At 39.5% G+C, this 13,647-nt stretch carries 11 protein-coding genes; 4 read left to right on the top strand and 7 right to left on the bottom strand.

Annotation, left to right across the window (positions count from 1 at the left end; all coding sequences use genetic code 11):
* Window positions 1-38: 38 nt before the first annotated feature.
* The 4 genes from L0B17_RS04820 to L0B17_RS04805 all read right to left on the bottom strand — a co-directional run bounded on the left by L0B17_RS04820 (window position 39) and on the right by L0B17_RS04805 (window position 4,535).
* The gene (locus L0B17_RS04820; protein ID WP_235087997.1) at window positions 39-1,550 is read right to left on the bottom strand and encodes a DUF1254 domain-containing protein; all 1,512 of its coding nucleotides are present in this window, start codon (window positions 1,548-1,550) and stop codon (window positions 39-41) included.
* 155 nt (window positions 1,551-1,705) lie between these two features.
* Window positions 1,706-3,166: a DUF1254 domain-containing protein gene (locus tag L0B17_RS04815; protein WP_235087996.1), complete on the bottom strand. Its 1,461-nt coding sequence runs from the start codon at window positions 3,164-3,166 to the stop codon at window positions 1,706-1,708.
* 600 nt (window positions 3,167-3,766) lie between these two features.
* The gene (gene rnk, locus L0B17_RS04810) at window positions 3,767-4,180 is read right to left on the bottom strand and encodes a nucleoside diphosphate kinase regulator (RefSeq protein ID WP_235087994.1); all 414 of its coding nucleotides are present in this window, start codon (window positions 4,178-4,180) and stop codon (window positions 3,767-3,769) included.
* A gap of 280 nt (window positions 4,181-4,460) precedes the next feature.
* Window positions 4,461-4,535, bottom strand: a complete 75-nt coding sequence (locus L0B17_RS04805; RefSeq protein ID WP_235089587.1) for a hypothetical protein — start codon at window positions 4,533-4,535, stop codon at window positions 4,461-4,463.
* 424 nt (window positions 4,536-4,959) lie between these two features.
* Between L0B17_RS04805 and L0B17_RS04800 the strand changes: the two genes are divergently transcribed.
* The 3 genes from L0B17_RS04800 to norR all read left to right on the top strand — a co-directional run bounded on the left by L0B17_RS04800 (window position 4,960) and on the right by norR (window position 7,882).
* The gene (locus L0B17_RS04800) at window positions 4,960-5,607 is read left to right on the top strand and encodes a cytochrome c oxidase subunit 3 family protein (RefSeq protein ID WP_235087992.1); all 648 of its coding nucleotides are present in this window, start codon (window positions 4,960-4,962) and stop codon (window positions 5,605-5,607) included.
* A gap of 31 nt (window positions 5,608-5,638) precedes the next feature.
* Window positions 5,639-5,953, top strand: a complete 315-nt coding sequence (locus L0B17_RS04795) for a cytochrome C oxidase subunit IV family protein (RefSeq protein ID WP_235087991.1) — start codon at window positions 5,639-5,641, stop codon at window positions 5,951-5,953.
* Between the two features lie 183 nt (window positions 5,954-6,136).
* Complete coding sequence (norR, locus tag L0B17_RS04790) at window positions 6,137-7,882, top strand: nitric oxide reductase transcriptional regulator NorR (protein WP_235087989.1); 1,746 nt, start codon at window positions 6,137-6,139, stop codon at window positions 7,880-7,882.
* Window positions 7,883-9,029: 1,147 nt separating this feature from the next.
* Here the strand turns inward: norR and L0B17_RS04785 are convergent.
* Window positions 9,030-10,946 (bottom strand): ATP-binding protein, encoded by a 1,917-nt coding sequence (locus L0B17_RS04785; RefSeq protein ID WP_235087987.1) that lies wholly within the window; start codon window positions 10,944-10,946, stop codon window positions 9,030-9,032.
* Between the two features lie 828 nt (window positions 10,947-11,774).
* Here L0B17_RS04785 and L0B17_RS04780 point away from each other — a divergent pair.
* Complete coding sequence (locus L0B17_RS04780; RefSeq protein WP_235089586.1) at window positions 11,775-12,113, top strand: cytosolic protein; 339 nt, start codon at window positions 11,775-11,777, stop codon at window positions 12,111-12,113.
* A 473-nt stretch (window positions 12,114-12,586) separates the two neighbouring features.
* Here the strand turns inward: L0B17_RS04780 and L0B17_RS04775 are convergent, their stop codons facing one another.
* Both L0B17_RS04775 and L0B17_RS04770 read right to left on the bottom strand, forming a co-directional pair.
* Complete coding sequence (locus L0B17_RS04775; RefSeq protein ID WP_235087985.1) at window positions 12,587-12,994, bottom strand: cytochrome C oxidase subunit IV family protein; 408 nt, start codon at window positions 12,992-12,994, stop codon at window positions 12,587-12,589.
* Window positions 12,995-13,041: 47 nt separating this feature from the next.
* Window positions 13,042-13,644: a cytochrome c oxidase subunit 3 family protein gene (locus L0B17_RS04770; RefSeq protein ID WP_235087984.1), complete on the bottom strand. Its 603-nt coding sequence runs from the start codon at window positions 13,642-13,644 to the stop codon at window positions 13,042-13,044.
* Window positions 13,645-13,647: the final 3 nt, after the last annotated feature.

The following is a 13,647-nucleotide window of genomic DNA, read 5'->3' as shown; positions in this document are numbered from 1 at the left end:
AAGGCTTAATGCAGTGTCGGTGTATGTTGTAATCTAGATTACTTAACTAATTCAATTTCACTCGGCCGCCATGTTTTATTAATCCATGGGTCTAATGGACCGTACATACGCAAAATTAAAAACCAGCTTTTACCTGGTACTGTTGCTAACCAATTACCTTCTTGCCCTTTAGGGGCTTTAGGGCCGAAGAATAATTCGTAAGAACCATCACTGTTCATTTTGATCCCATCGGTCAAACTACCCACTGTAGGAAAAGGTTGGCTTGTCTGTAACTGTGAACGAGTTTGAGTATCGTACATAGTTACGGCCCAAAAGTTATTCACCGGCACATTGGCAGGCAAGTGCAGCTTATAGGTTTTAGCACCATCAAACGCTTGTTTTTGAGCATCTAAAAACGCTAGAGCATAGTCAGAACCCGCACCCGATTTAGTCACCGCCATTGCAGGCGTTACACCACCCGCATTGAAATAAAACAGTGTTCTAGCATCTAAGTTCATGGTGCCATTAGCTTCAAATGAAGTGTTCTTATTTGCATAGGCCATTGTCCAGCCGCTGTTTGAGTCTGGGTAAATAGCCACGCCATCGATTCGAGGTTGTACCGTGATAGCACGAGATGTCGCATTACCTAATGTACCTGCCTCTAGCAACAATTTATTCATCCGTGCATCGGGTTTAAAGGCTTGCCCTTTAACGATACCGATACTTGCTATTGCACCGCGGACCTCAGGCCCGATAGCATCAACAGGTTCACGCTGAATAATGTCGTTCAATATTTCAAAATAGCCTAAGTCATTTGGAAATAAAGTATTAAACTCTTTGCCAGATACATTAACAAACTCAGTTTTGGCGGGTTTGGTAGCATTTTTAAGTGGGTATATTTTCAATCCAGATTTAATATTATTAGCCGCTTTTGCTAAACCATTTTTGATTGATCCCCGTAAAAATAAAAAGTTTCGATTCGTTTTAGGCTTAAGGAGGAAATATCCATCGGGCACCGGTCCTTTATAACCTGGCGGTAACACCAAGTACTTACCGCCTTTGCCTTTATCAGGTCCAGTCACGCCAATATCACCGACAAACCGTTGCCAGCTATCATCCAGAAAACCCAACATGCCTGCAGGCACTTCAATAACCGTTGGGCCATCATTAGCTAAATCGGTACCAGCATAGGCATAAAGTGTCGATGTATTAGCCGTAATAACCAGTGTCTTTGAGTCCATTAATTGTTCAAATAAAGCAACCTTATTTGATGTATTCGCCCCTGCGTCAGCCAGCCCATCAAGTACCGCATTAATTGATACGGCACCCATATTGTCTAGATAAACACCCATGGCACGTGAGCGGTCAAGGTTGTCATACACTTTATTAATGGTGGCATCTGATGGAACACCATCAAAAAACTCAAGTGTGCCTATCGGTGTTTCGACAGTGTCAGCGATTGAGATAGACTCAAGTGTTTTTTTAGACACTTCTGCTTGCACAGATGAACTGCCCACTAAAAGTAAACTGGCAACAGCGATGTGAATGGAGAGTGAATTTAATATTTTCATACTATTCCTATCGATTTTTGACTGAAATGCACATTGACCTGACTCGAACCCAGCTCTGATTTAGTTCTGATTTAGCTCTAATATAAGTGCAGGTTAATGTGCATGGATACCTCAAGTGATGATAATGAATATGATCAACCTTGAGGCTAATGACATTACTGAGTTTTAACCGCTTTAGGCATGTTATAAGTTCCGTCTGTTAGCGGTACTAATGGCCCATAAAAACGAGCGGTAAAACGCATTCCTTCAGCAGGTGCTGGCAACCAGTTTTTTAACTGGTCAGCGTCGGTTGGTTTATCTTTTTGAATATAAACAACTAACTTACCATCTTTAACAACTAAATCGCCTGCAGCAAGCATGAAGCTGTTTACGGTATAACGATTGATTTCGTTAGCCACAAAGTAACCATTTGCATCATATAAAGGAATTGACCAAAATTGTGTCACTGGAGGTAAATCTGCCATATCAAATGTCATGGTATATTTATTTTTACCATTCAACGGATTACCGTCAGCGTCAGTAAACAAGAAAGCACCAGCATGAGAAATATTTTTATCCGGCGCGGCCCAAGCTGCGTCAGCAATAACTGCACGGTCCATCCAACGAGTTTCAAACCCACCAGCATTACGTACAGACCCCCAACCGTTCATGTTAATCAGGTTGTTTTTTAATGTGGTGCGCACACTTTTGAAGCCATTTTTAAAGCCGACTTCAAGGGCAGATTGTTGTTCTTTTGACAATTTAGCCCAATCAAATGTTAACCCTTTACCAATATTAACCACTTTAAGTTGTGCCAACATATCCGCTTCAAGTGCAGAATCTGGCAATAACGTCATGGTTGGATCATTCAAAATAACACTCAGTAAAGTGAAATATTGTTTGGCGGTCTGTTTGTCTACTTGGCTAATTGCGTAGCTAGGTAGATCTTTAGGGATTACATATTTTCCAGGTTTAATAGTGCTTGTGGCTTGTGATACGCCTTTATTACCATTAGCGACCCACTCACTCACTGGTGTAGTCGTCACTTGGTCTTGATAATGATTGATGGTTTTAATCTCTTTATCAGATCCTGTTTCAACAGCCATACGAACAACGATATAAGCGGTTTTTGACTCCCACTGAATAATGTCAGTTGTTGGAAAGTCTGCGGGTAAGTTTCCTTCGTATCCTGGTGGCACCAGGATATATTTTCTTGCCTGAGTACCATTAAACGGTGAACCCACAATCATCCTAAAAATACCATATTGATCCATCACTTGAACGCTAAAATAGCGATCAGAAATTTCAGGTACTTCCACTACGATAGGACCATTTTGTAAATCAAGAAATCCTGAACCATATAGCGTTGTGGCGTTAGGCGTTACCACAGGGAAATCAGGGGTGATTTGTTTACGGACCCAAAAAATACGGTTAACACCCGAATAGATTTCGTTTGCTTTAACGTTATTCTGAGTGTAAATCCAACGTTGACCATAAAAAATGGCTTGTTGTAACCCGTACAGATAAGCATTTTCTGCAACGGTATCTAACTTTTGGTTTGTTTGAGCAGGAATACTCATGGAAAATATAGCAATAAATGCAGCAAAGCTTATTACTAGTGTTCTAAATTTAGTCATAATTAAACGTCCAATGTAGGTTGATACTCAATGTCATGGGAGTTTAAGTATACTAAGTTATCTTAGAACTGCGACTGTTTTTTATTCACCATCTTGTTTTAAGTAACGTCTTAATATAAATAAATTTTTAAATCAGCAATAATATTAAAATGTCATAAATTGTGCTCAGCTTACATGAATAATGTGCATTCCTTGTTTAACGTTTATAGCAGCACCGTGATGATATTACCGCAGGCTACTTATCATCGATATTCTGCAGTAAGGTTTCGGCCAGTTGAAGCCCAGCTTCAATACCTATCAAACACCATAGTTAGCAGTCCTCCGGGGATAGAAATCAAACAAATCGAGGCCAACAAGATAGTGTTAAAACGTGAGAACAAGATTAGGTGGCCGAACTAAGATAGTGCTCATTTTTACACCACAAAGCACTTTGTTATAAAAGGTTAAGGCATCAGTGCTGCCGTTATAAAGAAGAACAGTATGAAGTGATATGAAGTGAATGATACAAGTATGTAGACTGGCTTAAGTCGAACGACTCTTGATAGCCAGCCTGCATCAATTAAAGTTACATTGTCATAAAACGATTTAACTCATCAGATATTAACGATGATATTCACCGGCTCTTTCTGGTTGATAGAAAATCTCTTCTATTCTAATTTTGATAAATCCTCCACCTGGCTTAGGCCATTCAATTTCATCACCCTGCGACAAGCCAAGTAAGGCGCTGCCTACTGGCGCGAGTATAGATATTTTATCACCCGCAGCATCAAGGTTTTTCGGGTATACCAAGGTCAGCATGAACTCTTCTTTGGATGACTCAACAGAAAATTTAACGGTTGAATTCATCGTCACAATTGTCGGCGGGATCTCTGTTGGTTCAACAATGTTCGCTCGGGCAAGTTCCACCTCAAGCTCAGCTACGCCTACCAAATTTTTTGTCGGTAATGACTCAATTAAGTTATACAGCCTATCTGCATCTAATGATGAAATCGTTATTTCAGGTCTGTTGTTCATTTTTTCCTCAAAAGTATACCCATTAATTCAAGAGTAATGGGTGGGTTGTATTACGCTTAAATTAAGATGTTGCCAGGTATGCTATTGCTTTAAAAGATAATGTTTATTTTAGTCGACTTTTTATGACTACAAAAAACATACAGCGAAAATTATATCGCTGATTCATTAAGAAAACCTTAATAAATCATCTTATCCATATTTTATTTTTTATACTATAAACAGTAGGATACAAAAGATAGCAAACCTGATAGTAAACATCCAAACCAATACTATTGCACATCTAATCATTATTGTGTAACAAATGCTTCACAGGAACTTGAACAGTATCATCTGTAATATCGAGCTCTCTGGCAATTAATTTATTGGTTAGCCCTTTGGTAGTGTCAATTCAGCCAATCAGTGCCCTTCTTCAGGCAGTGTTTAGCCTTTGCGTATAAGTAGTTGACCATCAATTTTATCATTGCGCTATCCTTGTTCATTTTGTAGCCCTTCAATGCTTATAAAATAAAACCCAGGTCACAGTAAGTAACACTGATAAAAAGTTGATTTACACCACAGTTATGCTGAGTTTCATACAAATGAATTGTCGGAATTCATCCGTTTGTCAGTCTAATCCGTGTCTAATTAACACACCTTAATTCTGCTAGTATTTTCAACCTCAACAAAAAATATAAAATATCATTACTTTTCATATAAATAGCAGTTTTACACTAACCTATCAAACATAGGCACAATTGTTGCTTTGTACTATTAAAATAGTTTACCCGTTAAGGTGATATATGCTGCCATTTACCATTATCGATGAGCCCGCTCGTTTATCTGCACATCAGTCATATCAACAACCGTGTCAGGTATCAAACACTACAGATCCCGAGGCTAGGCTACCTGGTGACATTGCAATGTGGTTTGTCATCATGATGGAATTAACGGTATTTGCGCTTTTTTTTATCGGTTTTGCGGTAATGAAGCGCTTAGAGCCACAAATGTTTGCCGATGGGCAAGGGATTATACATATCAGCATAGGGCTTGCTTGTACGATAAGTTTATTGATAAGCAGCTATTTTGTCGCGCTAGCACTCGACGCAGCAAAATGTGGCGATAACCCTAAAGTAGGCAAACAACTTATTGCCAGCTTATGTTTTGCTTTTATCTATCTGATGGCTAAAAGCTACGAGTACTCTTTACTGATAAATGCTGGGTTTAGTCTGTCTACTAATGATTTTTTTACCTTATATTATCTGATCACCGCATTCCACTTTATGCACGTAGTATTAGGTTGTGGCATTTTATTTTATTTGTATAAACAAAGCCGTAAACACTTTTATAGCACCAATGAAAATCAAGGTTTTGAAGCCGCAGCGACCTACTGGCACATGGTTGATCTAGTGTGGATTTTAGTTTTTTTCTTAATTTATATTGCTCATTAAAACTCTGCTTACACATGACAGGAATACCCCTATGAATGCATATATCAGTAATACTAAACCCATACATCTTGCCGCCATTACCTTGGTCGGGCTAACCTGCTTTACTACGTTTATTAGTTATTACCCCGCAGCTTTACTGTCTTCAAATGCATTGTCTTTAGAAAGCATACGACCCAGCGTGCGGCTTATTGGTATTTTAATCATAGTGTTAATGACCATAGTTAAAGGCGTGCAAATTGTAGATACATTTATGGAAATGCGCCACGCACCTAAGCACTGGCGTTGGTTAGCATTAAGTTATCCTATTCTTATCCCGCTACTGCTTACCTTAATTCTCTACCTTTAAATATGGCACGCTACTAATTCTTAGCAGAAGCAATACAGGAGCCATTAAGTCCCCCCGATAAAACTGTGTGGTTGGTCACAACTCTATCAGTTTGTTACAGGGCAGAAGCTTAAACGTTGATATATTGACAACATAAACTCACGACCTAGTTATTTTGTTGTCAATTACCCCACGGAGCCTGTCATGTTAGCGCAAACCTTACTGGATATTGCAGTGGATCTTAGCCAAAGCTTGCCTAAAAAAGCGCTTTATCAACGCTTTATGACAGCAGTTAATCAAGTCATGCCCTGTGATGCGGTTGCCTTATTAGAATACCAAGGCAATGAACTTAGACCTGTTGCGGTTGATGGCCTATTACCTGAAGTGCTGGGTATGGGCTTTGCCCCCCATGAGCACCCAAGATTAGAAGCCATTATGGCCTCTCGCCACCCTATTCGCTTTAATGCAGACTCAGAGCTTGCCGATCCCTATGATGGTTATCTAGTCATCGATCCCAAACGCGTGTTAGATGTCCACGCCTGTATCGGCTGCAGCTTATATGTTGAAGATACCCTAGTAGGGGTACTCACCTTAGATTCGCTCAATGTCGGTGCATTTGATACCACAAGCGATATTAGCATTGCTACTTTAGCCGCCCTTGCCGCTGCCACTATACGTAACGTTAACTTGCTTACCCTACTTGAGCGCCAAGAAAGCCATTGGGCCAATGATATTGAAAGCTCGTTTAAACAAAAGCCATTAAAGAAGTCAGATTTTATTGGTGAAACCCCTTGCATGCTGTCGCTTAAAGACGATATTCGCATTGTGGCTAATTCCGATTTATCCGTGTTAATCAGTGGTGAAACCGGTGTAGGCAAGGAAGTGGTCGCCCGTACTTTACACGCCCAATCTAAGCGTAAACAGCAAGCTTTAGTGCAATTAAACTGCGCTGCATTGCCAGAAACTTTGGCTGAAAGTGAGCTGTTTGGCCATGTAAAAGGGGCGTTTACCGGTGCGACTAAAGATCGTATGGGTAAATTTGAATTAGCCCACCAGGGCACCTTGTTTTTAGACGAGGTAGGTGAATTATCTTTAGAGTTACAGGCTAAACTGCTGCGGGTTATTCAAGATGGTGAAATTCAGCGTTTGGGGCTAGATCGCAATATCCATGTGGATGTGCGTATTATTGCTGCCAGTAACCGTAACTTACTCCATGCGGTGAGTGAAGGGCGTTTTCGTGAAGATTTATACCACAGGTTATGTGTTTATCCGCTGCATGTGCCACCACTACGTGAACGCCAAAGAGATATTCCGCCCCTGTGCGGCAACATTGTCACCAACCTAAAACACAAAATAGGCTTAAGTAGCGCTAAAACCGTGCGCCTAAGTGAAGATGCCATGCAAACATTGTTAACTTATTCATGGCCAGGTAACGTGCGTGAATTACAAAATGTGTTGATGCGCGCCGCCCTTAAAGCCAGTGCCGAAGGTAAAAGTGTCACCATCATTCAACCTCATCACTTAACTTTTGCGGGTGAACAATTTAAACACGTGTCCACCCAGCCAAGGAGCTCTTTATCAGTTGCATCAGCGGCTCAATTTTCTACATCATCGCCTTTGCAGCCAGAGCCTTTAAAGCCAGAGCAGTTTAAGCAAGGGCTTACCAATCAAGAAAGCCCTAAATCAGAACCTGCCATCGCGGTTGTAACATCCACAACAACAGCTAATAACACACAGGGTGATGACGCACTGAATAATAACGAGAGTCTGTATTCACTGTTCTTAGACGATGGTCAGTCGTTTAACGACAAAGTGGCAGACTTTCAACGTCAAATCATACGCCAAAGTCTTGAGGACAATAACCAAGTCTGGGCTAAAGCCGCACGACAATTACAACTAGACAGGGGAAATCTACACCGCCAAGCCAAGCGATTAGGGCTGATATCTTAAGGTGGATATTTTATAAAGATTTGCTTTAACCCAACTAAATTATGACCCAACAAAATGACTGAACGGCAATCACTCTGGTTAGTGTAGCCAGCCCAATACTTCATCGGGACTATTGCCTGCCGCTGAGATGTTCAGAATAAACGGAATGTCTTGATCACATGGATGTGACAGCGCGACCTTTAGTGCCGATGGTTGTCTCTTCGAGTTAGCTTTGTTGATGATTGTGGCAAAAGCTATGTAACAACAAGAATCAATTCATTTATGGGCAAAAACTGAGCAAGGCTAAAACTCTATCTACTGGCTTACCTAGCCTTACATTTGGACAAAAGCGGGTTGGAAGGTTTCATTTTATAAAAGTGTAACCGAATACAATTAAATACTCATAGACCTCATATTGACTTCAAGTGCAAATGATCCCGCGAGACGCCGCAAGCACATCCATGTGGGCTTAACCAAAACATCCCTGTTTTGGATACTCGCCGACTCATCTGCACCTGAATCTTTGCCTCTTCGATTTAGCTTTATTGATAGCTGTGGCAAACAATAAACATAAAAAGTTAACTCATTTCTGGACAAAGTGGGTTTAAAATGTAACTTCAAGTGCAAATGATCCAGCGAGACGCCGCAAGCACATCCATGTGGGCTTAACCAAAACATCCCTGTTTTGGATACTCGCTGGCTCATCTGCACCTGAATTTTTGCCTCTTCGATTTAGCTTCATTGATAGCTGTGGAAAACGATAAACACAAAAAAATTAGCTCATTTCTGGACAAAAGTTTGTTAGTGGCAAAAGGTCTAAAAATGGGTAGTGGGATTAGTAAATGTATGGGGTTCAATTAAAGTTTACACTGACCCACATATCCTTGCCCCCACATATCATAAATGTTTAACCTGACCACTAAATTAAGTGGTTAGATGATTGTGATAAAAGCGCTATTAAAACATGAATTAATTACTTTGTGTCGCCAAGGGGTAGAGATTTGAACCCTCCCCCTAATTCTAAGACGCCAGTAAACGCGGGTTGTACGAGTATTGGATTAGTTAATTGTTACATTAAACTGTTGTTTTTTATCATCAGGAAAATGATGTTTAGTCTCAAATGCTAAAGCTTAATCATAGTTATTGTGTCATTGTCTCTTGTTCGCTGTTATTTCTGCACCAACGAAAGTACATTTTCAAAAACACTAGGGATAAAACGTCCATTTGTGAGGTTTACCATTGATTTACTTACTATGGAATACTTTAGCTCACCTTCTTTTCCTGTTTTTGAAAATTCATTCAGAGCGCCATATTTTTCTTTGATTAGCTTTTCCAATGGATGCCCTTTCATTTTCAAATATCGAGAATCAGTAAGTAACGTTTTCCCTGATACATAAGAAAGCTCCTCCTCTTTATTGTTGTCTTCACCCAGCACCTTATAAATAAAACGATTTACAGACTCTTGTAGTAGTTTGTCATTATTTAGCCAATCTGACCAATGAACTTCAACACCACAAATTTGGGCCATAGTAAAAACATCAGGTTTATTAGTATGAAGCAATAGAAGTATGCATATAGGATCAAGGGTAATATTTTCAATAGAGTACGAAAAATTTTGAGCTAAAACCGAAACGTGCTTGGAAGGTTTATTTTTCAAATCCCAGTCTATTATTCCTCTTACTGTTTTATTATCCCCCTGTTCTAATGCCTTTACTTGACCAACGACTTGTACACAATTTCCAACACCGTTTATTGATTTTATGAATTCATTCAGTAGATTTTCATCATGAATTTTTAAAATCTGTTTAACCTTATCCTTCAACTGCTGTTCTGGCATTTTAGGGCCTGAACTTACAAAGTTAAGTGAAATTTTAGGATCTAAGCATTTTGAACTATGTAATAGTTTTGCATAGATAGATTGATATACATCAGCATCATATTGGCTTTCGACAAAAACCTGCCTTCGGTTCTCTGGATTAATTGATATTTGAGTGACACCGTCTAATAGCTCCGCAACTCCCTCATCTTTAGTAACTGGAGAAATTGAGTTTTCACTAACAATATATGTACTATTTTCTGGTGACAAGGCGACAGTTGTTGGGGAGTGTGTAGTAATAAATATTCGTGATTTAAAACTTTCAGAAAATTCAGTTAGAACTCTGTACATTTTAACTACCATCTGAGGGTGTAAAAATGCATCTGGCTCATCTAGCAGTAGCAATTTAGGGGCTTGCACGGCAGTGTGATCATAATATTGGCTGTTAAATAATGTTAGAGCCAACCAAAGTAAGGTTTTTTCACCTGATGATAAAGCATCGACCGCGACAGGAAGGCCGCTACCTTGTTGTATTAGAGTGGCGTTATACGAATAACTTTGTGACAGAGTATCGGGTTCAGAGAATTTAAACTTATTATCAAAAGTTGACTCGATAATTTTATTTATGATTTTCCATGGCTCATCGCCGAATCTGTTTAAAAATGATTCTTCGCTAAGATATGAAACATCCTCTCCCTCTTGTTCGGCACAATATTTATTATATTTATTAAGTTTTTTTCGTTGAATGTATCGATTACATATACTCGATATATTTTGAGAACCTAGAACACTATGAATATGGTCTTCGAAATGCACTTTAATTTCATCATGTGTTAATTCGCTTGGTCGCTTATTTAAATATTGACTAATTGAACTACATAATCTAAAAAGTGATTCATAAGGTAATGAATCTTCTTGCATCCTTCCATAATTTCTAGCATTTTCATGAGATAAAGGTGAGTCGAATTGATTTTTAATTCGATCAAACATTTGGAGTGATGACGTTATTTTCGTCTGAAACTGGCCGTCATTATATGCACCACCAAAATTAGGAGTTAGTTGGGCTTGACCTACAAGCATAATTTCTTGATTTGTAATCCTAACGCCTGCTAAATCAACTACTGACATTTGATTTTTGATGCTTTCTAGAAGGCGTGTCTTACCACATCCGTTTCGACCTGTGAGTACTACCATGTTACCGTTATGAATAAATGGTTCAGACAATATGAATCCATTATGTATTGTTTGACCCGATACATTAATAGGCACGCTAATCTCCCTGAGATTCAAAGCTTATTGAACGGCTCACCCGATAAAGTCGGCTGTTCAAGTTATTGATTTATATCATCCTACATTCTCTATGTCTTTGATGTAAAGTGATAAAACACTCTCAACATACCAAAATAAATCGAGGTTGCACGATAATGTCGTTTAAAAAATAAGCGATGATGTTTATTTACAATATTATCAATCAATTATAGTTTTCTAATTAAACCTACGTTACGACTTTAGGCTGACTTAATGAGTTGTTTGATTTAAATTCAGCCAAATTTCATTATACCTGTGTTTAAAACCAGTTCATTAAATTATGCAATCTAGGCAGTAAGAATGGCATCGGTAAAAGAGCAATATCAATTTAATTTTGTATGGAAAACGAAGGTAAGCATTGTTAAATAGAGCTTTGGCTCTAAGTAGCTTTGGGGCAAAACCAAGTCAGTGTTAAAAATAATCTTATTCTACTCAATCTTTAAAACCAGCAGATTAAGAAAATACTGAAAAGGTTCATTATGGTAGTTTGCGAGCCGACCATCCGACCCAGGGATGGGTCGGTTGAGCTACAAGGACGTACTTGCGCGTGTCGGTGAGTAAATGCCATGCTGAACCTACATAAATAAACTTCACGATACATGCTTTGCTATAAACGAAGCACCATTCTCATAGTGGCCCTAGGCCATACATCTAATCAAACTTTGGGGCAAAGGCGTGTTTCAAGGTGGCCTAGTGAATGACCGTAAATTGCACAGAATGACTAAATCTCTACTACGTTCTGCACCTGATAATGTTAAAATATCCGCATCAGAATTACAGAGAAACTCAATGTTTATCCATCATGTTAACGGCATCGACTGGCTAGTGATCACCGCTTTTGAAGAGCTGAAAACTATGTTTATCGAAGAAACCGGTACGATACCCTCTTGCTTCTCTACCGCCAGCGAATTAAACCTGGTTGATCAAGCAAAGCGAACTTATAGATATTTGCCTACTCTCAGCGGCGTAATCACTGAAATCGGCACATATCAAAGACAGGGTAACGAAGAAGATTTGAACCCACAGCTTGCCTGCTTAGTTGAGGGGCGTGGTCGGGTATTTATCTATCACGGCGGCTTTGTCGCTTTTGTGAATGACGAGCAAACCTTTATTACCCGAATAGACTGAAAAATATTCAGTAAGTTGAAATCGGCGAATTAGCATCCCTAGCCCTTAATGGGGCAAAACCAAGTCAGTGTTAAAAATAATCTTATTCTACTCAATCTTTAAAACTAGCAGATTATGAAAATACTCGAAAGGTTCATTATGGTAGTTTGCGAGCCGACCATCCGACCCAGGGATGGGTCGGTTGAGCTACAGGGACTTTTTTATTTCGAAAGAATGTTGCGTGTCGGTGAGTGAATGCCATGCTGAACCCACATAGATAAACTTCACGATACATTCTTTGCTATGAGCGAAGCTTCATGTTCATAGTGGCCGTAGGCCATATTTGAAACACACTTTGGAGCAAGAATATTTTATGCCCCTACTTATATCGGACAAAAAATGCTTTAAATGCTCAAACGTTACATATACCCCCCATGTAGATATTGGCTGTCTAAGCAAGTTGATAATGAAAGATAAAGCTAGGGGGAGAGCAATTAATAAAAAATAAAACAGCCGCCAATCAACAATAGAACTAGCACAAGGTAGCCTTTCATTATTCGTTGTGGCCAACCTTGGGTGTGTTTAAGCCCCATGAAATAGTTAATCACTAATAAGCCTTTGACCAACACTATCCCCAATACCAGCAGTAAACTTAATTGACTGATGTGATTTATGTGGATTAACTCATTAACTTCAATGAGTTGAATATTATTTCCAACTGCGGCCTTTATCAAACTCCCTTCGGCAAGCGCGGCACTTAATAGCGTTAACAACACTAAAGTGACCCACACCCAAATAGGTCGAGTGCGAGTGCTAATGTTAGTGCTAAGCGCTGGAGTCAATCGCAGCTTAATGTGCGACTTTAACCTTTGCATAAGTGACTTTAATAATTTAGTTGTCATAGCCACTCGCTCTTTCTAGCCATTGCCGCTTTAGCGCAGTACATACATTAATGCAGTACATATAAAAGCGGAAAGATGATAATCCACACCATATCAATCATATGCCAATAGGTTGCTGCGCTTTCTAATCCCTCATGGTTTTTAGCATCATAAAAGCCAAAAGCGGTTAATAATGCCACAAAACCTATGGTGGCCATGCCTATCAACACATGCAGTAAATGATTAAAACCAATGTAATAATAAGCGGCAATAAAGTAGTCATCTCTGGGGCTAATACCCAAGGCCTCATTGCGACCAAACTCCCAGTATTTAACAGTGCAATACAGTCCACCAGCAATAATAGTGAGCAGTAACCAATTAATTGTACTTTTAATATGGCCAAGCTTAATCGCAGCCATAGCCTTAACCACGCATAAGCTGCTTGAAAGTAATATCAAGGTATTAGTTATACCAGCAAGCGTGCTGAGTTTTTGTGGGCCTTGGCTAAAGTCTGCAGGAAAATAAGCTTTAGCCACTAAAAATAAAATGAAAAATAGCCCAAACTCGGTCAATTCAGCGTAAATAAATACCCATACGGCTAATGAACCCGGCGCTTTGGGCGCGGGCTCAGCAGCACAATCGGGTGTCACTCTAACCGTAGCGTCAATCATGCT

Source organism: Shewanella sp. OMA3-2 (assembly GCF_021513195.1).
GTDB lineage: Bacteria > Pseudomonadota > Gammaproteobacteria > Enterobacterales > Shewanellaceae > Shewanella.
This window is presented reverse-complemented; position numbering and strand designations above follow the sequence as displayed.

Excerpts from the sequence above, each read along its gene's own strand:
- L0B17_RS04780 (WP_235089586.1), top strand. The coding sequence starts at position 11,775 with ATGTTTATCCATCATGTTAACGGCATCGACTGGCTAGTGATCACCGCT.
- rnk (WP_235087994.1), bottom strand. The coding sequence starts at position 4,180 with ATGAACAACAGACCTGAAATAACGATTTCATCATTAGATGCAGATAGG.
- L0B17_RS04820 (WP_235087997.1), bottom strand. The coding sequence starts at position 1,550 with ATGAAAATATTAAATTCACTCTCCATTCACATCGCTGTTGCCAGTTTA.
- L0B17_RS04800 (WP_235087992.1), top strand. The coding sequence starts at position 4,960 with ATGCTGCCATTTACCATTATCGATGAGCCCGCTCGTTTATCTGCACAT.
- L0B17_RS04795 (WP_235087991.1), top strand. The coding sequence starts at position 5,639 with ATGAATGCATATATCAGTAATACTAAACCCATACATCTTGCCGCCATT.
- norR (WP_235087989.1), top strand. The coding sequence starts at position 6,137 with ATGTTAGCGCAAACCTTACTGGATATTGCAGTGGATCTTAGCCAAAGC.
- L0B17_RS04815 (WP_235087996.1), bottom strand. The coding sequence starts at position 3,166 with ATGACTAAATTTAGAACACTAGTAATAAGCTTTGCTGCATTTATTGCT.
- L0B17_RS04770 (WP_235087984.1), bottom strand. The coding sequence starts at position 13,644 with ATGATTGACGCTACGGTTAGAGTGACACCCGATTGTGCTGCTGAGCCC.
- L0B17_RS04775 (WP_235087985.1), bottom strand. The coding sequence starts at position 12,994 with ATGACAACTAAATTATTAAAGTCACTTATGCAAAGGTTAAAGTCGCAC.